15 protein-coding genes are annotated in these 21,340 nt (G+C 60.8%); all 15 read left to right on the forward strand.

What is annotated here, in order from left to right; translation table 11 throughout:
• The 15 genes from malQ to VMN77_05345 all read left to right on the forward strand — a co-directional run bounded on the left by malQ (window position 1) and on the right by VMN77_05345 (window position 21,288).
• Complete coding sequence (malQ, locus tag VMN77_05275; protein ID HTN43192.1) at window positions 1–1,587, forward strand: 4-alpha-glucanotransferase; 1,587 nt, start codon at window positions 1–3, stop codon at window positions 1,585–1,587.
• On the forward strand, window positions 1,584–3,251 hold the full coding sequence (gene pgi / locus VMN77_05280; GenBank protein HTN43193.1) for a glucose-6-phosphate isomerase: 1,668 nt from the start codon (window positions 1,584–1,586) through the stop codon (window positions 3,249–3,251). Before malQ ends, pgi begins: the two co-directional genes overlap by 4 nt.
• Before the next feature lie 43 nt (window positions 3,252–3,294).
• Entirely contained in the window at window positions 3,295–4,311 is a 1,017-nt protein-coding gene (gene gnd, locus VMN77_05285; protein HTN43194.1) for a decarboxylating 6-phosphogluconate dehydrogenase, read from the forward strand.
• A gap of 19 nt (window positions 4,312–4,330) precedes the next feature.
• A complete protein-coding gene (gene pgl / locus VMN77_05290) occupies window positions 4,331–5,029 on the forward strand; it encodes a 6-phosphogluconolactonase (GenBank protein HTN43195.1) in 699 nt (232 codons plus the stop codon).
• Between the two features lie 434 nt (window positions 5,030–5,463).
• The gene (locus tag VMN77_05295; protein ID HTN43196.1) at window positions 5,464–7,770 is read left to right on the forward strand and encodes an ABC transporter substrate binding protein; all 2,307 of its coding nucleotides are present in this window, start codon (window positions 5,464–5,466) and stop codon (window positions 7,768–7,770) included.
• The gene (locus tag VMN77_05300) at window positions 7,757–8,392 is read left to right on the forward strand and encodes a response regulator transcription factor (protein HTN43197.1); all 636 of its coding nucleotides are present in this window, start codon (window positions 7,757–7,759) and stop codon (window positions 8,390–8,392) included. Before VMN77_05295 ends, VMN77_05300 begins: the two co-directional genes overlap by 14 nt.
• Window positions 8,393–8,517: 125 nt before the next feature.
• Window positions 8,518–8,910, forward strand: coding sequence for a response regulator (locus VMN77_05305; protein HTN43198.1), 393 nt, complete (start codon window positions 8,518–8,520; stop codon window positions 8,908–8,910).
• Complete coding sequence (locus VMN77_05310; GenBank protein HTN43199.1) at window positions 8,907–11,723, forward strand: decarboxylase; 2,817 nt, start codon at window positions 8,907–8,909, stop codon at window positions 11,721–11,723. The genes VMN77_05305 and VMN77_05310 overlap by 4 nt, the downstream gene beginning before the upstream one ends.
• A gap of 69 nt (window positions 11,724–11,792) precedes the next feature.
• The gene (aspT, locus tag VMN77_05315) at window positions 11,793–13,475 is read left to right on the forward strand and encodes an aspartate-alanine antiporter (GenBank protein HTN43200.1); all 1,683 of its coding nucleotides are present in this window, start codon (window positions 11,793–11,795) and stop codon (window positions 13,473–13,475) included.
• Window positions 13,476–13,499: 24 nt separating this feature from the next.
• A complete protein-coding gene (locus tag VMN77_05320) occupies window positions 13,500–15,149 on the forward strand; it encodes a bifunctional aspartate transaminase/aspartate 4-decarboxylase (GenBank protein HTN43201.1) in 1,650 nt (549 codons plus the stop codon).
• A 93-nt stretch (window positions 15,150–15,242) separates the two neighbouring features.
• Entirely contained in the window at window positions 15,243–16,289 is a 1,047-nt protein-coding gene (locus VMN77_05325) for an asparaginase (GenBank protein HTN43202.1), read from the forward strand.
• Window positions 16,290–16,503: 214 nt separating this feature from the next.
• Window positions 16,504–18,195 (forward strand): aspartate-alanine antiporter, encoded by a 1,692-nt coding sequence (gene aspT, locus VMN77_05330; protein HTN43203.1) that lies wholly within the window; start codon window positions 16,504–16,506, stop codon window positions 18,193–18,195.
• Window positions 18,196–18,262: 67 nt separating this feature from the next.
• Window positions 18,263–19,300, forward strand: coding sequence for a glutaminase A (glsA, locus tag VMN77_05335; GenBank protein HTN43204.1), 1,038 nt, complete (start codon window positions 18,263–18,265; stop codon window positions 19,298–19,300).
• 47 nt (window positions 19,301–19,347) lie between these two features.
• Entirely contained in the window at window positions 19,348–20,544 is a 1,197-nt protein-coding gene (locus VMN77_05340; protein ID HTN43205.1) for a DcaP family trimeric outer membrane transporter, read from the forward strand.
• 84 nt (window positions 20,545–20,628) lie between these two features.
• On the forward strand, window positions 20,629–21,288 hold the full coding sequence (locus VMN77_05345; protein ID HTN43206.1) for a MarC family protein: 660 nt from the start codon (window positions 20,629–20,631) through the stop codon (window positions 21,286–21,288).
• Window positions 21,289–21,340 lie beyond the last annotated feature (52 nt).

Consider the following 21,340-nt stretch of genomic DNA (forward strand, 5'->3'; position numbering starts at 1 on the left):
ATGATCGACAAAACCCGGCCGACAAGTATTCCACCGTTTCCCCCTGGATACCGTGCTTCGGGCATCCTCCTTCACGTCACCTCGCTCCCCTCGTCTTACGGCATTGGCGACTTGGGGCCGTCCGCGATGGCGTGGGTCGACCAACTCAACGAGGCGGGTCAAACCTGGTGGCAGGCCCTGCCGTTGGGACCCACCGGATACGGTGACTCGCCGTACCAATCCCTTTCGTCCTTTGCCGGTAACGGGCTACTGATCAGCCCGGACTGGATCATCGAGGACGGACTGTTGAATGCGAACGATTGCCAAGGCCCATCCTTCTCCGAAACCGCCGTCGATTACCAGGCCGTCGCCTCATTCAAACACCGGTTGCTCGAGAAGGCCTGGAATAACTTCCAATCGCAGGCGCACGCCGACTTGCAGAACGCCTGTCAGAATTTCCGCACCGATCAGGCCCATTGGCTGGAGGACTATGCCCTCTTCCAAGCGCTCAAAGCCCGGTACAACGGCGCCTATTACCTCCAATGGCCGGCCGAGCTGGTGCGCCGGGACCCGGCTGCCCTCGAACGGGCACGTCAGGAACTGGCCGGCCAGGTCGATCGGGTATGCTTTGTACAATTTCTGTTGTTCCGTCAGGGGGCGCGCCTCAGGGAATACGCACGGGGCAAGGGTGTCCGATTGATCGGCGATCTGCCTTTTTTCGTTTCCCCCGATTCGAGCGACGTGTGGGCCAACCCGGAACTTTTTTTGTTGGACGAAGATCGCCGTCCGCGCGTCGTCGCCGGGGTACCGCCCGACTATTTCAGCGCCGATGGACAACTTTGGGGCAACCCTCTCTACGACTGGGCGGCGCTTCGTCGCACCGGCTATCGCTGGTGTATGGACCGCATTCGGGCGCTGCTGGCTCACGTCGACGTGGTCCGCCTGGATCATTTCCGGGCCTTCGTGGCGGCCTGGCAGATCCCGGCGGGGGCGCCGACGGCCCGATCGGGCCGCTGGAGGCGCGGTCCGGGTTTAAAATTTTTCAATGCGCTGGAGATGGAGATAGGAACGCTGCCTTTCATCGCCGAGGATTTGGGGGTGATTACTTCCGCGGTGAATGGGCTACGGGACAAGATGCATTTACCCGGAACGCGGGTCCTTCAGTTCGCCTTCGACGGCCAGTCGGACAACCCCTACCTCCCCGAAAACTACGTCCCCAACACGGTGGTGTACACCGGCACCCACGACAACCCCACAACGCGCGGCTGGTATGCTGAATTGCCCGAGAACCAACGCAAAAATTTATGGGATTATCTAAAGCGCCCCCCTGGGAGAAGCGAGGAGGTCGCGCGCGAACTGATCGGCCTGGCGTGGTCCTCACCGGCGGCGTTGGCCATGACTCCTTTACAGGATCTCCTCAGCCTTGGAGACGAGGCTCGAATGAACATCCCCGGTCGTGCGGAGGGTAACTGGCGCTGGCGCTGCACTCAGAAGATGCTGTCGGATCCGGCCTTCCCATGGATCCGCGATTTGACACACTCCGCAAAGCGCTCGGGGGTTCTTGAAAGACCGACGACGGATCGCGTGATGGAGGCCGCGTCATCATGAAAATTAAAAATCCCCGGGCAAAACGGCATGGCACCGCACCCCTGACCCGACGAAAGGCATGGAAGGCTCTCCAGGCCCATTATAAGAAGGTCCGGGGGTTGCATCTCCGGAAGCTTTTCGCGGACGATCCCAAACGCGGCGAGCGGATGACGGCCGAGGGGGCGGGTCTCTTCCTGGATTACTCCAAAAACCGGATCACGGATGAAACCATCGCGCTCCTCCTGAAGCTGGCGGAAGAATCCCGTCTGCGGGAGCGGATCGAGGCCATGTTCCGGGGGGAGAAGATCAACGTCACCGAAAACCGGGCCGTGCTGCATGTGGCCTTGCGGGCGCCGAGGGGGGCCTCGATCGTCGTGGACGGCGGGAACGTGGTTCCAGAAGTTCACGCCGTGCTGGATAAAATGGCCGAGTTCGCCAATCGGATCCGCAGCGGGGCCTGGAAGGGCCACACCGGCAAGCGCATTCGCAACGTCGTCAACATCGGGATCGGGGGCTCCGACCTCGGGCCGGTGATGGCCTATGAGGCCCTCAGGCATTTCAGCGATCGGGCCCTGACCTTCCGCTTCGTATCCAACATCGACGGGACGGACTTCGCGGAGGCGATTCGGGACCTGGACCCCGCGGAGACCCTGCTCATCGTCTCCTCGAAAACCTTCACGACCCTGGAGACGATGACCAACGCCCGCACCGCCCGGGACTGGGCGTTGAAGGGTCTCGGGGGAGATGAAAAGGCGGTGGCCCGGCATTTTGTCGCCGTATCGACGAACACGGCGGAGGTGTCGAAGTTCGGCATCGATCCCGCCAGCATGTTCGGGTTCTGGGACTGGGTCGGCGGCCGCTACTCCATGGACTCGGCCATCGGCCTCTCGACGATGCTGGCGGTCGGCCCGGAGCCATTCCGCGCCATGCTGGAGGGCTTCCACCGAATGGACAACCACTTCCGCGAAGCCCCTTTCGAGCGCAACCTGCCGGTTCTCATGGGCCTACTGTCCCTCTGGTATAATAACTTCTTCGGCGCTCAAACCGTCGCGGTCCTGCCCTACGATCAATACCTGAAACGGTTCCCGGCCTATCTCCAACAGCTGATCATGGAGAGCAACGGAAAACACGTGACGCTGGAGGGAACCGAGGTGGATTACCCGACCGGCGCAATCTACTGGGGCGAGCCCGGAACCAACGGCCAGCATTCGTTCTATCAGCTGATTCATCAGGGGACTCGGCTGATCCCCTGCGACTTCATCGCATTCAACCGTTCGCTCAACCCGCTCGGCCGCCATCACGACATGCTGCTGGCGAATGTCTTCGCCCAGGCCGAAGCGCTGGCCTTCGGCAAGACGGACAAGGAGGTCAAAGCCGAGGGCACCCCCCCGGCCCTGGCGCCGCACCGGGTCTTCGAGGGAAACCGACCGTCGAACATGATCCTCGCCGAACGCCTGTCGCCGGAAATCCTGGGATCCTTGGTCGCCCTGTACGAGCACCTGACTTTCACCCAGGGCGTCGTCTGGAATTTGAATTCGTTCGATCAATGGGGCGTGGAGCTCGGCAAGGCGCTGGCCCAGCGGATTCTTCCGGAACTTGAGAGCAAGACGGCGCCCAAGCTCGGCCATGACAGTTCGACGAACCATCTGATCCGTCGGTATCGGAATTCGAAGGGGGCGGGATGAAGGCCTTCACAACGAGCCATGGCTATGGTGAGAGGGATCTAATATGGAAATTGGGATGATCGGTTTGGGCAGAATGGGCGCGAACATGGTGCGGCGGCTTTTGAAAAACGGCCACCGCTGCGTCGTCTTCGACCAGTCGCCAAAAACGGTGAAGGCGTTGGCGCAGGAGAAAGCGGTCGGGGCCTCCTCGCTTGCGGATCTCGCCAAAAAACTGGAGAAACCGCGGGCGATCTGGATGATGGTTCCGGCGGCGGTCGTGGATAAAACCATCGCCGACCTCCGGCCCCATCTCGAGGCCGGGGACATTCTCATCGATGGCGGCAATTCCTGTTATGTGGATGACATCCGGCGGGCCAAGGATCTTGCGGCCAAACGGATCCATTACGTGGATGTGGGAACCAGCGGAGGGGTCTGGGGTCTGGAGCGGGGCTACTGCTTGATGATCGGCGGCGAGGCCGCGCCGGTCAAGCGGCTCGATCCGATCTTCGCCGGCCTGTCTCCCGGCGCGGGCGACATCCCGCACACCGCGGGGCGCGAGAAGATTCCCGGCACCGCCGACCAGGGTTACCTGCACTGCGGGCCGAACGGCGCCGGCCACTTTGTCAAGATGGTGCACAACGGAATCGAGTACGGTCTCATGGCCGCCTACGCCGAGGGGATGGGCATCCTGCGCGCCGCAAACGTCGGTAAGAGAAAACACGAGGCCGATGCGGAGACGACCCCCCTGCGCGAGCCCGAGCATTATTCCTACGATTTTAATCTGAGCGACATCGCGGAAGTCTGGCGACGCGGGAGCGTGGTCGCTTCGTGGCTGCTGGATTTGACGGCCGCCGCACTGGCCAAAGATCCCGAACTCTCGCGCTTCACCGGGCGGGTGTCGGATTCGGGCGAAGGACGGTGGACGATCAAGGCCGCCGTGGATGAAGCGGTGCCGGCCCACGTCCTGACCGCGGCGCTCTTTGAACGGTTCAGCTCACGAGGCGAGGCCGGGTTCGCGGACAAGTTGCTCTCGGCCATGCGCTTCGAGTTCGGCGGACACGTGGAAAAACAGGAGAAATGAGGGGAAAAACAGAGGTCTCATGCAAATCAAAATTCTTCCCGATGCCGATGCGGTGGCAAAAGAGGCGGCCAAAATCATCGCCGCGGAGGCTCGGGCGGCCGCGGCCGCGCGCGGCCGGTTCATCGTGGCCATGAGCGGTGGCCGTACACCGTGGGCGATGCTTCGTGCGCTGGCCTCGGAAGACCTCCCCTGGGATGAAATTCATGTCGTGCAGGTGGACGAACGGGTGGTCCCGGAGGGTCACCCGGACCGGAACCTCACCCGGTTGCGCGAAAGCCTGCTTGACCATTCCCCGCTGCCTCCGGAGCAAATCCATCCCATGCCGGTGGAGTCGTCGGATCTGGAAGTTGCCGCCATGGGCTATGCCCTGACCCTCAAAGAGATCGCCGGCTCGCCGCCGGTGCTCGACCTGGTCCATCTGGGACTTGGACCGGACGGTCACACCGCTTCACTCGTGCCGGGTGATCCGGTCCTCCACATCACCGACCGGGATGTCGCCCTGACGGGGATATATCACCAGCGACGTCGGATGACCCTGACCTATCCCATTTTGAACCGTTCACGGAACATCCTCTGGCTTGTGACCGGGAGCGAAAAGGTCGGGATGCTTTCGCGCTTGCGCGACGGCGATCCATCCATTCCGGCCGGGCGTGTTCGCCGGGACCATGCCCGGGTACTCGCCGACCGCGCGGCCGCCGGGGGGCCGGGGTCGATATAAACGGCCCGGCAGATCGTGTTTCGGAAGACGCCGAGCTGTCCCATCTTCACTGATTTCCGTTTTCAAGCACCCGGAAATTTAACCCACGAAACGATCGGGATCGCCTTGGCCATGGCTCGGGTTCAGATTGAACCGAGCGCTTGGTCCGGCGGTCCATGCCGGGCGGGCCTAAAAGGCATATTTTACCAAAATTATCAACTCGTAATATTACTAGTCGGTAACTTACCGTGTAAAAACAAGGGTCGGACGAATGTCGCCTCCTGTTTCCTGCAACGGCCTTGTTTCCCAACTACCCTAAGTAACACTACGGAGGCTTGGCGCATTGACTTAAGAGCGATACAAAGGATACCATGGATGCAACCCATGGATCTGTAATCGCAGCCGTGGCCGACGGTTCTTCCCTTCGGCTCGTTTAGGCCCGGTTGAGCTTCCTTATGCGGGAACGAATTGTAAAAATGGCCGTTTGCGCGCTGTGTTGGATGAGCCTGGCCACCGCAACGGGCGTGAACGCCGCGGATGTCGAGAGGGCCCGACGCGTCCTGATCCTATCGGACCAAAGCAGCGTCATGCCGGGCGTCTCAACCGTCCAAAGAAATGCGGAGTCTGTGATTCGAACGGCCCTTCAGTGGCGTGTCGAATTTAACGCCGAATACCTCGACGCCGGGCGTTATCCCCAGGAGAAGCTATCTCCGCTGTTTCTGAATTACGTGCGCGAGAAATACGCCTCGCATCCTCCCGACCTGATCGTCGCGTTATGCACCGTGAGCTTTGACCTTCTTGCAGAGCTGGCGAAAACCGATTTTCCGAGCGTGCCGATCGTTCTGATGGGTCTCACCGAAGGAGAGGTCTCTCTTGAAAAATTCGGCCCCAATGTAACCGGCTTTATCCAGCGTTCCGATATGCTCGGGACGATGGAGCTTATTTTAAAGTTGCAGCCCGAGGTGCGGCGGATCGTGGTCATCGGCGGCACCACGCCCTTTGATAAAGCGTACCTGAACAGGGTTCGGGAAGATGCCCGGTCGCTGGAGGGCCGCGTTGCGGTCGAATTCTGGACCGACCGTTCCCTGGCGGAACTGGAGAAGGACGTTTCCTCCTTGGACCGGGACACGGCCGTATTCTATACGACGATCTTTCGGGATTCCACGGGCGAATCTTTTGTTCCGGTGGAAGCCGCGCAGAGGATTGTCGACCGCGCGAGCGTTCCCGTATACGGTTTTTTTGAGGGGATCGTGAAAGTCGGAGCCGTGGGCGGATCGGTCATCCAGTTTGAGACGATCGGAAAAAAGGTGGGCGAGTTCGCCGGCCGCATTCTTCAAGGCGGATCGGCCAATTCAAACCCCCTTGAACTTCATAAGGACGCCCTGCCCGTCTTCAACTGGACTGCGCTTCATCGGTGGGGAATCGATGAAAACCGCTTGCCGCCGGGCAGCGTCTTGGAATTTCGGACCCCTTCGGCATGGGAAAAGTATCGATGGTATCTTCTTGCGGGGCTCGCCATCATAACGTTTCAAACCGCATTGATCATCGGTTTATTCGTGCAGCGCTCCCGTTTCCGGAAGGTCGAGAGGAGCCTTCGGGAGAGCCATAACTTGATAGAACTGGCCTCGGGGGCCGGTCATTTGGGTCTGTGGGTGCGCGACTTGCCATCCGGTGAAGTATGGGCCAACCGCACACTGCGAACGATCCTGGGCTTTAAAGAAGAGGCGGTGTTTCAGATCGATGACCTTTATGGCCGAATTCATCCCGGAGATCGCGATCGGGCCCTCGCTGCGATTACGGCCGCCGCAGGAAACGGACAGTTATTTGAATTCGAGTGCCGTTTGTCACGTCCCGGTGGCACGGAGCGTTGGGTGTTGGTGAAAGGGAAAGGGGTTCTCGATTCACAGGGTCGTCTGATCCGGACGCAAGGCGTCGTGGTGGACAAAACAGCGAGCAAGCAGACCGAATTGCAAGCGGACCGTCAGCGCGAGGAGCTCACGCACATCCAACGCATTTCGACGATGGGAGAGCTGGCCGCATCGCTGGCGCATGAGTTGAACCAGCCGCTCACGGCCATCCTGAGCAACGCCCAGGCCGCCCAGCGCTTTCTGCTCGCCAACCCGGCCGACATGGAGACGCTGCAAGAGATTCTCAGAGACATTATCGAGGACAACAGCCGTGCCAGCGAGGTCATCCGCCGTTTGCGCTCGCTGGTCAGGAAGGAAGCGCACGAATACGCGGCACTCGACCTCGCCGGAATCGTCCGGAATGTCATGCTGCTGGTCCAAAGCGACGCCGTATTACACAATGTGAACGTCTCGCTCCTATGCAGCCAGGGCCCGCACCACGCGTGGGGGGACAAGGTTCAGTTAACGCAGGTCGTGCTCAATCTCTTATTGAACGCGTTTGACTCCATGAAGGATATCCCGGCCGACGAACGTCGTGTCGTTGTACGGATAGAACAGAACGGCCCCCACAGGGTGAAAGTGACCGTGAGCGACCGCGGCCACGGTCTGCCCGGGGACAGGCTCGAAAAGATTTTTGAGCCTTTTTACACCACCAAACCCGACGGGATGGGAATGGGGCTCACCATCAGTCGCTCCATCATCGAGGCCCACGGCGGGCGTCTGTGGGCGGAGAACAACCCCGATGGCGGCGCGACATTTAACTTCACGGTGCGGGTCGACAGGCGACGGACCGGAAGGGTCGGTTCGCAGCCTCTACGCGAGCTGGAAAAGAGCGATCATCTTGGACAACCCTAAACCCGCCACGGTGTTTCTAATCGATGACGACGCCTCCGTGCGGCGGGCGTTGACGCGACTCATCACGTCCGCCGGCCATCAGGTGCGGCCCTTTGCCTCGGCGCGCGAATATCTGGACAGCGGTCCTCATGGCGGCGGTCCGGCCTGCCTGGTGCTCGACGTTCGTCTGCCCGGCCTCAGCGGGCTGGACCTCCAACGCGAACTTCGGACGGCCAAGACCCCCCACCCTGTTATTTTTATCACCGGCCACGCGGATGTTCCGATGAGCGTGAAGGCGATGAAGGAGGGGGCGGTCGATTTTATTCCCAAGCCGGTTCGGGATGAGGACCTTCTGCGCTCCATCGAACAGGCGATGACCCGGGCCGAACGGGAAAGCGCGGAACGGGCCGAGATCGAGGCCCTTCAAGATCGCGCCCACCGCTTGACCCCGCGCGAGCGCGAGGTGATGGCCCTGGTCGTGAGAGGCCTGCTCAATAAACAAATCGCCTTCGAACTCGGCACCGCCGAAAAAACCGTCAAAGTCCACCGGGCGCGCGTGATGCAGAAAATGCAGGTCCAATCGCTGGCCGAACTCGTGCGCGTCACGGAGAAGATCGGCCTTCCGCCAAGACCCGCTTCGTAATCCTCCCCCTTTCGATCCATTGGACCAAGGTCCCATATCCACCCATCCCGTTTTTCATTAGAATAAGCCCCCTGTAATCCATGGAGTGAACGAACCTGTTTCGGGTGGACTGCGCGGGGTTCCTCTTGAGCCAAACCAAGCCTCTGATCGCCGTTGTGGATGACGATGTATCCGTCTGTCGCGCGCTGGAGCGGCTGCTGCACTCGCTGGGGATGAACACACATACCTTCGCCTCCGGCGGCGAGTTCCTCGATTTCATTCATGCCATGCCGTCGTTTCATCCGGACTGCGTCCTCCTCGACCTGCATATGCCCGGGTTGAACGGCCTGGATGTGCAGGAACAACTGACCCGGGACCACAGTCCGCTTTCCGTCATTTTCATCACCGCCTATGACGAGGCCGTCACCCGGGATCGGGCGCTGGAGGGAGGCGCGGTCGCCTTTTTGCGCAAACCGTTCAGCGATGAGACCTTGATTAAGGCATTGAACGAAGCGATTCAGAGGAGATCGGGACAATGAAAAGCAAAAACGAGACATCGGAGGCCATGAAACGAACGGGTCCGGCGGTGGCGGGCGAGGCCTCCGCCGATTCCCCGTCCATTGACCTGAGGGATTTCTTCACGGCTTCGGAAGCGCGCGTGGACCGGTGGCGCAGCCTTCACCGTCTCGCAAAAGAATTGGCGGAATCAACCGGGTCCAAGACCGAGCCATTAAAAACGGAGGCCGCCGACCTCCTCGCGGCGATGGAGCCGATCGAGGACCTTTGCGGTTTCCCCGGCCCCCGGCTCATGGAGCATCTGCACGACCGGATCCGAACCGGTGACTGGACCGGATTCCTGCGCCTCGTGCAGCGTATCAGTTTCGCCTTGCTTGCCAACAGCTACCGGGACGATCCCGAGGCTTGGAAACTCGAAGACGAGGGCGAAGTCCACGCCCCGGACATTCTCCCGCCGTCCATCGGACGCGGTCAGAGCCGCCGCCCGTATTTTGAGATCCTCATGGTCTCGCCCGGCGAACGCTCCACCTGGCCGGAGCTTCGTGAGATGTTCCGGAGAATCCGACGGGAGCACGACGAATTCATCTACGAGCCGGTGATCGTCGGCAGTCTCGAGGATGCGCTTCTGGCCGTTATTTTCAACTACAACCTCCAGGCGGTCGTGATCAGCGACGGCTTCGGGTTCGCCTCCCAGTACTCGGTGCCCGTCCTGCGGGAAATTCTTCAGCAGCAGGTCCCGATCGATGAGGCCGCACGCACCGGCGATCTTGGCGCGACCCTGTCCCGCCTAATCCGCCGTGTGCGACCCGAAATGGACATCTACCTTGTCACCGACCGCAACGTGGGCAAGTTGGCGGGGTCCGACGAGGCCGCCTCGATCCGACGGGTCTTTTACGGCGTCGAGGAGCCGATGGAGATCCATTTGAGCATCCTCGAAGGGATCAAGGAACGCTACACCACGCCGTACTTCGACAACCTCAAACGCTATGCGCAACGCCCGATCGGCACGTTTCACGCCCTGCCGATCGCACGCGGCAAGTCGATCTTCAAGTCGAACTGGATTCGCGACATGGGTGAATTCTACGGCGCAAACCTCTTTCTTGCGGAATCCTCCGCCACCACCGGCGGGCTCGACAGTCTCCTCGAGCCCACGGGCAACATCAAACTCGCCCAGGATGCCGCGGCGCGCGCCCTCGGCGGCGACCGCAGCTTTTTTGTCACCAACGGCACCTCCACCTCCAACAAGATCGTCCACCAGGCGTTGGTACGACCCGGAGACATCGTACTGATCGATCGCGACTGTCACAAGTCCCACCACTACGGGACGGTGCTGGCCGGCGCGCAGCCCCTCTACATCGACGCCTATCCGCTCACGCAGTATTCGATGTACGGCAGCCTCGCGATCAAACCGATTAAGCAGGCACTGCTGCGGCTCAAGGCCGAAGGCAAGCTCGACCGGGCCAGAATGCTTGTGCTCACCAATTGCACCTTCGACGGGCATGTCGCCAACGTGAAGCGCACGATGCTCGAATGCCTCGCCATCAAACCGGACTTGATCTTTCTCTGGGACGAGGCCTGGTTCGGCTTCGCCCGCTTCTCGCCGTTTTTGCGTCGGAGAACCGCGATGGGCGCCGCGGCCGATCTGCGCGCCATGATTCGGGACCCGGAGTACCGCAAACGGTATGAGGAGTTCAAGAAACAAGCGGGCGAGCTCGACCCCAAGGACCCGCGTCTTCTCGATATGTCCCTGTTGCCCGACCCGGACAAGGTCCGGCTTCGGATGTACGAGACCGACTCGGTGCATAAATCCATGTCCTGTCTGCGTCAGGGATCGATCATCGTGGTCGCCGATCAGGACTTCCACAAGGTCGAAGCGGCTTTCAAGGAGGCCTTCTTCACACACACATCGACCTCGCCCAACCTCCAGATCATCGCCTCCATCGACGTGGCGCGGCGGCAGATGGAATTGGAAGGCTACGAGCTCGTGGGGCGCGCCACGCAGCTCGCGATCGAGATGCGGCGCGAGATCAACAGCCATCCGCTCATCTCCAAATACTTCCGCGCCGCGACACCGGCCGATATGATCCCGGCCGAATACCGCCGCTCGGGCATGGCGGACTACGGGGCGCCGGGTTGGACCATGACGGACACGATCAAGGCGCTCGACGACGATGAATTTTTCCTGGACCCGAGTCGCATTACCTTGCTGTGCGGAAACGCCGGCTACGACGGGACACAGTTCAAGGCCCTGTTGTCGAGTGATTACGACATCCAGATCAACAAGACCTCGCGAAACAGCGTGCTGGTGCAGATCAACATCAACAATAACCGAAGCGATCTGGCGCACCTCATCAAGGCCCTGGCCGAGATGGCGCGCACGATCGACAAGCGGCTGCAGGAGGGGGGCGAATCGGAGCGCGCGGCCTTCCAGGCGCGTGTCAAGTCCCTGGTGGAGGACGTGCCCGACATGCCGGACTTCAGTGGTTTCCATGACGCCTTCCGCGAAGACCCGAAGAGCGCCACAAAGGAAGGGCATATCCGGGACGCCTACTACATGGCCTACGACGCCGCGAACTGCGAGTACATCAAGCTCAACAGCCAGGAGATCGACGATCGGCTGAAGAACGGACCGCCCTTGGTCTCGGCCAAATTCGTGATCCCATACCCGCCCGGCTTCCCGATCATGGTGCCGGGCCAGGTGATCACGCAGGAGACGATCACGTTCATGCGGAAGCTGGACGTGAAGGAGATTCACGGTTTCAACGCCGTCAAGGGTCTCGAACTGCTTAAAGCCGATGCGCTGGCCAGACATAAGGCCAAGGCCGCCGAACTATAGAGCGGCCAGAGCTGCAAAAATCACTAAGGCCGGCCTGGTATGCCGATGGCGGGTCGAGAAAGGAGCTTTATGGAATGGCTGATCGAGACATTTAAACATTATCCGGAGCTGGCGATTTTTCTCACGCTGGCCCTGGGGTATTGGGTGGGCGGGCTCAAGTTCGGCACCTTTTCCCTGGGCGCGGTCACCGGGACGCTTCTGGTGGGCGTCGTCGTGGGGCAGATGCAGATCACGATCTCCCCACAAGTAAAATCGGTTTTCTTTCTCATGTTTCTTTTCGCCGTTGGCTACGGCGTCGGCCCGCAGTTCGTCCGCGGCCTGAAGAGCGACGGCCTCCCTCAGGTGATCTTCGCCGTCCTCCAGTGCGTGGCCTCGCTGCTGACGGTCTTAATTGTCGCGAAGCTGTTCGGCTACAACGTCGGCCTGGCGGCCGGTCTCCTCTCCGGATCCCAGACCATTTCGGCGGTGCTCGGCGTGGCCACGGACGCGATCAACCGTCTTGGGATCTCAACGGAGGACAAGGAGAAGCTCATCAATGCCATGCCGGTTGCCTACGCCGTGACCTACATCTTCGGCACGGCCGGGTCGGCATGGGTCCTGGCCTCTATCGGGCCGAAGATCCTTGGAGTGGATCTTCCGGCCGAATGTAAAAAGCTGGAAGAGAAGATGGGTGCGGGCGGGGAAACCGAGCCCGGAGTCATATCTGCGGCCCGGCGCTTCGATGTGCGCGCCTACCGTGTGACCAACCCGAATCTGGTGAACAGGACCGTTGCGGAGCTTGAGGCCCTTCCCAAGGAGGCCCGCGTTTTTATCGTCCGGGTCCGCCACGCAGGCGCGATCATCGAGGCCGAGCCCGCCACCGTGATTCATCAGGACGACGTGGTCGCCGTAACAACCCGACAGGAGATTCACGTCGAGCGTGGAACCGCCATCGGCCCGGAGGTGGACGACAAAGCCCTGCTCGATTTTCCGGTGACATTGCTCGATGTGGTGATGACGAACAAATCGCTCGCCGGAAAGACCTTGGCGGAGTTGGCGGCCTCCGAGAACGCCCGCGGGGTGTTTTTGCGGAAGCTGATGCGAAGCGGCCTGGAGATGCCGTTAACCCCTGGAACCCAGGTCGATCGCGGCGACGTGCTGACTCTTGTCGGCGCCAAGCGTGATGTCGACCGTGTGGCCAAGGAGATTGGCTACGCCGACCGGCCGACCAACATGACGGACATGGTCTTCGTGGGAGCCGGGATCGTTCTGGGGGGCTTGGTGGGCGCCATGGCGATCAACATCGGTGGCGTCCCATTGAGTCTCACTACAAGCGGCGGCTCGCTCATCGCGGGCCTGATCTTCGGATGGCTCCGGTCCGTGTACCGGACCTTCGGCCGCGTTCCAGAACCCGCCCTCTGGATGATGAATTCGGTGGGGCTCAATACCTTCATTGCCGTGGTCGGGATCAGTTCCGGACCGGCCTTCGTGCTTGGACTCAAAAATGCCGGAGTGAGTCTATTCCTGGCGGGGATCATTACGACCACGGTCCCGCTGGTGATCGGGGTCCTGCTCGGCAAGTACGTGTTCAAGTTTCACCCGGCGATTACGCTGGGCGCCGCCGCAGGCGCACGAACTACGACCGCGGCTCTCGGCCTTATTCAAGACGCGGCGAAGAGCAAGACGCCGGCTCTCGGCTACACCGTGACCTACGCCGTGGGCAACATACTGCTCATCACCTGGGGGCTCGTGATTGTGTTGTTAATGACGTAATAACAAAGAGAGGAGAATCCTACGATGGCCATCAAATCATCAAAGTCGACCACCTCACGCGCCGAACAACGTGAGCTGCTAAAGCTGAGTCCCTTTGAGCTCAAGGACAAGCTCATTACCTTGGCCGCCGAGAGCGAACGGGAGAGCGATTTACAGATGCTGAACGCCGGGCGCGGCAACCCGAACTGGATCTGCACCACGCCGCGGGAGGCTTTCGGAACTCTGCTCCAGTTCGGCATCGAGGAATCGCGGCGCGGTATTAACATACCGGATGCCGGTCGCATGCCCCAAAAGAACGGCATCGCGGGACGCTTCACATCTTTTCTCGAATCCCATAAGGAGGCTCCCGGGGCCGAGCTCCTCCGCGCCTCCTTCGATTACGGGACCAAAACGCTGAACTTCGACCCGGATTCATTCGCGCACGAACTCGCCGAGAGTATCATCGGCTGCATGTATCCCGTGCCGGACCGTATGCTGCGATGCACCGAGCGGATCGTGCACGAATACCTGGTCCGGGAGCTGTGCGCCGGCAAGCCGCCCGCCGGCCGCTACGACCTGTTCGCCGTCGAGGGCGGGACGGCCGCGATGTGTTACATCTTCGATTCGCTGATGCTCAACCGCCTGCTGCACCGCGGCGACACCGTCGCGCTCGGGATCCCGACCTTCACGCCCTACATCGAGATCCCTCACTTCGACCGCTATGCCTTCAAGGTGGTGAACATCGACGCCGGCTCCGAACAACGTCCCGACGGCAGCCATTCCTGGCAATATACCGACAAGGAAATCGACAAGCTCGCGGACAAGCGGATCAAGGCGTTCTTCCTGGTCAATCCGAGCAACCCGCCCTCCTACGCCATGCGCCAAAGCACCGTGAAGCGGCTCGTCAAAATCGTGAAGAGCAAACGGCCCGACCTGATCATCATCACCGACGACGTCTACGGCACCTTCGTGCCCGGCTTCCGGTCGTTGATGGCCGAATTGCCGCAGAACACCATCGGCGTCTATTCCTATTCAAAGCATTTCGGATGCACCGGCTGGCGGCTCGGGGTCGTGGCAATTCACCAGAACAATATCTTCGACAAGATGCTGGGGAAACTGTCCTCCAAGGATCGCGCCGCGCTCAACCGCCGTTACGGCAGCATCTCGCTCGCGCCGGAGAAGCTGAAGTTCATCGACCGGATGGTCGCCGACAGCCGGCAGGTCGCGCTCAACCACACCGCCGGCCTGTCGATGCCCCAGCAGATCCAGATGGCCCTGTTCTCCCTGTTCGCGATCCTCGACACGGCCAACAGCTACAAGACGCTTTGCCAGCTCGTCGTGCGCCGGCGTTTCAAGGCGCTGTGGGACGGGCTGAACCTCCCGTCGCCCCCTGAGGAAGACCGGGCCTCCTATTACGCCGAACTCGACCTCATGGTCTGGGCCGAAAAGGAATACGGTCCCGAGTTCGTGAAATTTCTCCGGAAGAACTACGAATGCACGGACGTCCTGTTCCGTCTCGCGGAGCAGTCGGGCGTCGTGCTTCTGCACGGCGGCGGATTTGGCGGGCCGGAATGGTCGGTCCGCGTATCGCTCGCCAATCTGCCGGAGGAAACCTATCCGAAAATCGGCCGGTACCTCAGGCAGGCGGCCGAGGGCTACGTTAAGGAATGGAAGGCGTCGCAAAAAAACAAGTAGTGCGGGGAACCCACAGAGAAAATATCCATCGACCGGCCGAAATGATCCGGCCAAACAAAAGGAGGAAAAACCGTGAGACAGCATCCAATAAAAATGATCCTGCCGATCCTGGTGTTCCTGCTGGCGCTCGCGCCCGCGGCCTACGCCAAGCCCAAGATCGTGCTGTTGGCGACTGGGGGCACCATTGCCGGCGTGCAACCGGGCCCGAACGATCCCGGCTATAAGGCCGGCGAGGTTTCGGTGGACCAGCTCATCAAGGCCGTGCCGCAGTTAAAAGATATGGCCGACATCAGCGGCGAGCAGATCGCCAGCATCGGCAGTCAGACCATGACCAATGACGTCTGGCTGAAACTCGCGGACCGGGCCAATGCGGTGCTGAAGCAATCCGATGTGACCGGGGTGGTGATCACCCATGGGACCGATACGTTGGAGGAGACCGCTTACTTCCTCAGTCTCGTGGTGAAGAGCGACAAGCCGGTGGTGCTGGTCGGATCGATGCGACCCTCCACGGCCATCGGAGCGGACGGTCCGGCCAACCTGTTCGAGGCGGTGGCGCTGGCGATAAACCCCGAGGCCAGGGGGCGCGGGCCGTTGATCGTCCTCAATGACGAGATCCACTACGCGCGCGAGGCCGAGAAAACCAACAGCACCGAACTCAACACTTTTAAATCCCCAAACCGCGGCCGCGCGGGTGTGATGAACACGGGAATCGCGCACTTCTTTTTCCCGAACAGCGTGCGCCACACCACGAAAAGCCAGTTCTCGGTGGATGGCGTGAAGCCTGAGGATCTGCCCCGGGTCGAGATCGTCTACTCCTATGCCAACTTCGGACGCGACACGATCGATTTCCTGGTCCAGAAAGGCGTCAAGGGGATCGTGCTGGCCGGCGTGGGTGACGGCAATACGACCGATACGGCGATGGCGGGTCTTGTCGACGCGGCGAAGAAGGGTGTGGCCGTGGTCCGTGCGACGCGCACCGGCAGCGGGATCGTCGCACGAAATATCGAGGTGAACGACGACAAGCTGGGTCTGATCGCATCGATGGAATTAAACCCGCAGAAGGCAAGGATCTTATTGATGTTGGGGTTGATGCAGACCAAGGACCCGAAGAAACTCCAGGAACTGTTCTACGCCTATTGATAGGGGCTTGCGTCGCCCCCTCCATCCGCCTCAAGCGGACTGGAGCCTCCCCCTCTCGCTCGCCTTGCTCGCTGGGTGGATCATCACGGGCGGCGCAGGCAAGAGGACACCGCTTTCGGGCGGGAGTAAATGAAGTTTTGCGCGAAGCGCGGCGCAATGAGTATCACGGGCTTGCCCGTGGGTATCTATCAATCGATAAGGGAACGCGAACGTCATGATCGAGTGGTTCGTCTCGGCCTTGCGCAGCAACCCGGAGCTGGCGCTCTTTCTGTCGATCGGCCTGGGGTTCTGGATCGGGTCGTGGAAGCTCGGCCAATTCAGCCTGGGCGGCGTCACCGGTTCACTGCTCGCCGCGCTGTTGGTCGGCCAATTGAATGTCGAGGTTCCGGGTCTCGTCAAGACCGTGCTGTTCATGCTGTTCCTGTTCGGGACCGGTTATTCGGTCGGGCCGCAGTTTTTTCGTTCTTTGAAGGGGGACGGCCTGCGTTCGCTGGCCTTCACGATCGTGCACTGCGGGGCGGGGCTCGCCGTGGCCTATTTCATGGCGCGACTCCTTGGGCTGGACCTCGGCCTTTCGGCCGGCCTGCTCTCGGGCGGTCTGACCCAATCGGCCGCTATCGGAACCGCGACCGAGGCGATTATGGCGCTCCCGCTTCCGGATGCCGAGCGGCAGATGCTCGTCAGTCACATCGCCGTGGCGGATGCGCTGTCCTATTTGTTCGGCGTGGTGGCGCCCATCGTGTTCCTGGGTTCCATCGCGCCGCGAATGATGGGCATCGATCTCAAGGCCGAGGCGGCAGCGTTCGAGTCGAAGCTCGGGATCAAACGTGTCGCCCCCAATGTCACCTCGGCCTACCAGCGCTTTGCCTTCCGCGCACACCGCGTCGAAAGCGCCGAGGTCATCGGGAAGCGCGCGACCGAGGTGGAGGTGATCCGGCCGGACGGACGGATGTTCGTCGAGCGGCTGCGTCGAGGGGACCGGATCATTCCTGTCGGTCCGGACACACGCGTCGAGCGGGGCGACATCCTCGTCCTCTACGGACGCCGGGAGGTGGTCCTGGAGGTCGGGCCGCGCCTCGGCCCCGAGGTCGACGACCCGGAGCTGCTCGATTTCCCGATTGAGGTCGCCAGGGTCGTCGTGACAAACCCCGAAATCACGGGACGGAGCTTCAGCGAGCTGGCCAGCTGGCCGCCGGCCCGCGGGGTAGGCGTCCGATCGGTCACACGCGGCGGCCAGGAAATCCCGATCTCCCCTGAAACCGTCATGGATCTCGGAGACGTGATAGAGCTGGTCGGACCGCAGCCCACGGTGGAACGCGCCGCGCGGGAGATCGGACAGGTTGAAATCCCCACGGCCAGCACCAACCTCATGCTCCTCGGCATCGGGATTGTAATCGGCGCGTTCGTCGGGCTGCCCTATCTCATGCTGGGGTCCTTAAAACTGTCGCTGACGACCAGTGTCGGGGTGTTGCTGGCCGGTCTGTTCTTCGGCTGGTTCTACTCGGTGAAGCCGGCGCTCGGGAAGATTCCAGACGCCTCGGTCAACCTCATGACCCAGCTCGGGCTGGCCGGATTCGTCGCCGTGGTCGGCCTGCATGCGGGGCCGATCTTCATCGATGCGGTGCGCGACGCCGGCCCGCGGCTTCTGCTCGGCGGCGCGGTGGTCACGTCGGTTCCACTGCTCGTGGCCTTCGCGTTCGGGCGCTATTTTCTGCGGATGCATCCGGTGCTTTTGATCGGCGCCATGGCCGGCGGCCAGACCCTGACCCCGGCGCTCGTCGCGATCCAGGAGAAGGCCGAAAGCCAGACGCCGGTCCTGGGTTATACCGTGCCGTATGCGCTGGCCAACATACTGCTCACCATGTGGGGCACCTTCATGGTGCTGTTGCGATCACAGTTTGGATAAAGTCTTAAAGCAGGGTGTAGGTGTGATGTCGAGTTATGGCGAATCACTAACCAGAAAGGAGAAATATATGGAAAGACCAAAGTGGCTACACCGCACCGCTGTACTGGTAACGTTCACGGTGGCGGTACTTCTGGTATCGCCGTTCCGGGCGACCGCCGGGGAGGTCTCCACGGATCCCGCGACCCTCAAACGCCTCGTGCAGGAGGCCTACAACAAGTTCAAGGATGTCAAGGAAGGCAAGCCCGCGGATTACATCCCGGAGCTGGCCAAGGTGCCGGCCGATCTTTTCGGCGTCGCGATCGTGACGGCGAAGGGCGAAACCTACACCGCCGGCGATGTGGATTATGCCTTCACCATCCAATCGGTCTCCAAGCCGTTCACCGCGGCCCTGGTGATGCAGGAGCAGGGCAGCGAAGCGATCCTGGACAAGATCGGCGTCGAGCCGACCGGCCAGAAGTTCAACTCCATCCTCGCGACACAGATTATTCCGCAGGTGTCGGTCAACCCGCTGGTCAATTCCGGCGCGATCGCGGCGGTCAGCATGGTCAAGGCGAAGTCGGCCGAGGATCGTTTCAACAAGATCCTCGATTTTGAAAATCGCCTCTCGGGGGCCAAGCTTAAGGTGATCGAGGATGTCTACAAGTCCGAGGCGGCTACCAACCAGCGAAACCGGGCCCACGGCTACATCCTGTTCGCTTCGGATCGCATCTATTCCGATCCGATGGAGGCGGTGGACGTCTACACCCGGCAATGCTCCATCGGCGTGACCGCAAAGCAACTCGCGGTGATGGGCGCCACGCTGGCGGACGACGGCATGAACCCGATCACCAAGGAGCGGGTCCTGGATGCGAGGTACGTTCCGAAGGTGCTCGCCATCATGATGATGGCCGGTTTTTATAATGAGTCGGGGAAATGGGCCTACACGGCGGGACTGCCGGCCAAGACCGGTGTCGGGGGCGGTATTGTCGCGGTCGTGCCGGGCAAAATGGCGATCGTCGGCTTCTCGCCGCGCGTGAACGATGCCGGGAACAGCGTGCGCTCCGCCAAGGCGATCGAATACATCGCCGAGCAGCTGGGCGCAAACGTGTTCGGCAGCGGACGATAAACGTCCGATCGAAATCAATGGGGGACAAATAAATAAAGGAGCCAAACATGATTAAACGATACGCAATCATTTTCGCATTGACGTTTAGCCTTTTTGCCGCAGGACTGGCCTCCACTTCCGCTGCGAAAGCGGCGGGACCGGAATTAAATTTCTACGGGTTTGTCCAATTGGATGCCATTTATGATGTAAACACGGTCGATCCCAATTGGAAGGCCGCCTTGCGTCCTTCCAAGATCCCGGTGAATTGTCCTGGCGGAACAGCGAATGACCCAGGATGCGGGAAGGATGGCAATACCACCTTCAGCGTCCGGCAGTCGCGTTTTGGTGTTACGGGCGACTTCCCGACCTCCGCGGGTGAGCTGCACACAAAGTTCGAGTTCGACATGTTCGGCGTCGGGGTCGACGAAGGCCAGACCACGATCCGTCTCCGCCATGCCTACGGCGAGATGGGGGCCTTTCTGGCCGGTCAGACGAACAGTCTGTTCATGGACGGGGACGTCTTTCCCAACACCATTGAATACTGGGGGCCGGGCGGAATGATCTTCTTCCGGAACATCCAGTTACGATGGACGCCGATGCGCACCGATCATGCGAAGTTCGCGGTCGCCCTTGAAGGACCCGGGTCCGCAATCGATGTGGGCAACGCCGTCAACCCGGAAGGATGGACGGCCTGGAATCCTTACCCGGATTTGACCGGGCAGTATCGTGTCAACCAGCCCTGGGGACATGCACAGGTGGCAGGCATCGTGCGATGGCTCGGATACCAGAATCCCGACCTAATAAACTTCTCTGGCATCAGCAAGACCTCCGGACACGTTCTCGGCGGCGGCATCAATCTGAGCGGAAGCCTCAATACCCACGGCAAGGACAAGATTATGGCGCAGTTGGCCTATGGAAAGGGCATCGCGAACTACTTCAATGACTGCTGCACGGATGTGGCCCCCAACTCGTCCCTTTCAAAGGGCCAGGCGGTGCCGCTGCTTGGGTGGCTTTTGTACTACGATCATTACTGGAATGAAAAGTGGAGCAGCTCCATCGGATACAGCGGCCAGAATCAAAACAATTCCGGCGGACAGGCCGACAATGCCTTCAACAACGGATCCTACGCCTCGGGGAACCTGCTTTTTTACCCGGCGAAAGGGGTCATGACGGGCGCGGAGATCCTTTGGGGCCAACGCGAGAACAAGAACGGGAACAAGGGCGATGACACGCGCGTGCAGTACTCGGTGAAGTACGATTTTTAACCCAGGCTCAAGGGGCCTGTTCCTGACCGGGATCGGGCAGGCCCCGTCTGTCGAAGGTGGGGTTCGTGCACGCATGGAGAGTGGATGAAGGTTTTTCTACATCACTTCGGTCATGTGTTTGCGGCGCTTTTTCCGGTGATCAATCCCCCGGGCATGGCCTTGCTTTTTATTGCGATGACCCGACGCGCGGGGCGGGCCCAGCGAATTATTCTTGCGGGACGGATTGCCTTCTACGCGTTTATCATCATCAACGTGTCGTATTATGTCGGGACTTTTCTTCTCGATTTTTTTGACATATCGTTGCCGGTGCTTCGTGTGGCCGGGGGAATCGTGCTCGCCTCCTCCGGCTGGCGGCTTTTAAACGAAACCCGATCGGCGAGCGAGACCGGCATGGAGATCGGCGGGGGTTCGGGGGATTGGGCCCAAATGGCGTTTTATCCCTTGACGATGCCGATCACGACCGGCCCCGGAACGATTTCGGTGACGATCGCGATGGGCGCCATACTTCCGAGGACCATTCCGGTCATGCTAGGGGCCCTGGCGGCGAGCATGACCGTATCGGCGGCCATTTACCTTTGCTACCGGTATGCGGACCGGATCGAAGGGAGGCTGGGGAAGACGGGCTCCGAAGCGCTGTCCCGACTCTTCGCCTTCATTCTGGTCTGCATCGGAGTGCAGATCTTGTGGAACGGAATTTCTGAGCTGTGGGGGTCGCTGCCCCCCCAATTACCGGCAGGGCCATAGACGGAGGTTTGACGATTTCGGCGAAAAAATGAAGAACATGATGAAAATAAGT

This window comes from Nitrospiria bacterium (assembly GCA_035498035.1).
Classification (GTDB): domain Bacteria; phylum Nitrospirota; class Nitrospiria; order JACQBZ01; family JACQBZ01; genus JACQBZ01.

Coding starts and splice junctions, on each gene's coding strand:
- gnd (HTN43194.1), top strand. CDS start 3,295: ATGGAAATTGGGATGATCGGTTTGGGCAGAATGGGCGCGAACATGGTG.
- VMN77_05340 (HTN43205.1), top strand. CDS start 19,348: ATGATTAAACGATACGCAATCATTTTCGCATTGACGTTTAGCCTTTTT.
- VMN77_05310 (HTN43199.1), top strand. CDS start 8,907: ATGAAAAGCAAAAACGAGACATCGGAGGCCATGAAACGAACGGGTCCG.
- malQ (HTN43192.1), top strand. CDS start 1: ATGATCGACAAAACCCGGCCGACAAGTATTCCACCGTTTCCCCCTGGA.
- VMN77_05295 (HTN43196.1), top strand. CDS start 5,464: ATGCGGGAACGAATTGTAAAAATGGCCGTTTGCGCGCTGTGTTGGATG.
- glsA (HTN43204.1), top strand. CDS start 18,263: ATGGAAAGACCAAAGTGGCTACACCGCACCGCTGTACTGGTAACGTTC.
- VMN77_05320 (HTN43201.1), top strand. CDS start 13,500: ATGGCCATCAAATCATCAAAGTCGACCACCTCACGCGCCGAACAACGT.
- pgi (HTN43193.1), top strand. CDS start 1,584: ATGAAAATTAAAAATCCCCGGGCAAAACGGCATGGCACCGCACCCCTG.
- VMN77_05345 (HTN43206.1), top strand. CDS start 20,629: ATGAAGGTTTTTCTACATCACTTCGGTCATGTGTTTGCGGCGCTTTTT.
- pgl (HTN43195.1), top strand. CDS start 4,331: ATGCAAATCAAAATTCTTCCCGATGCCGATGCGGTGGCAAAAGAGGCG.
- aspT (HTN43203.1), top strand. CDS start 16,504: ATGATCGAGTGGTTCGTCTCGGCCTTGCGCAGCAACCCGGAGCTGGCG.
- aspT (HTN43200.1), top strand. CDS start 11,793: ATGGAATGGCTGATCGAGACATTTAAACATTATCCGGAGCTGGCGATT.
- VMN77_05325 (HTN43202.1), top strand. CDS start 15,243: ATGATCCTGCCGATCCTGGTGTTCCTGCTGGCGCTCGCGCCCGCGGCC.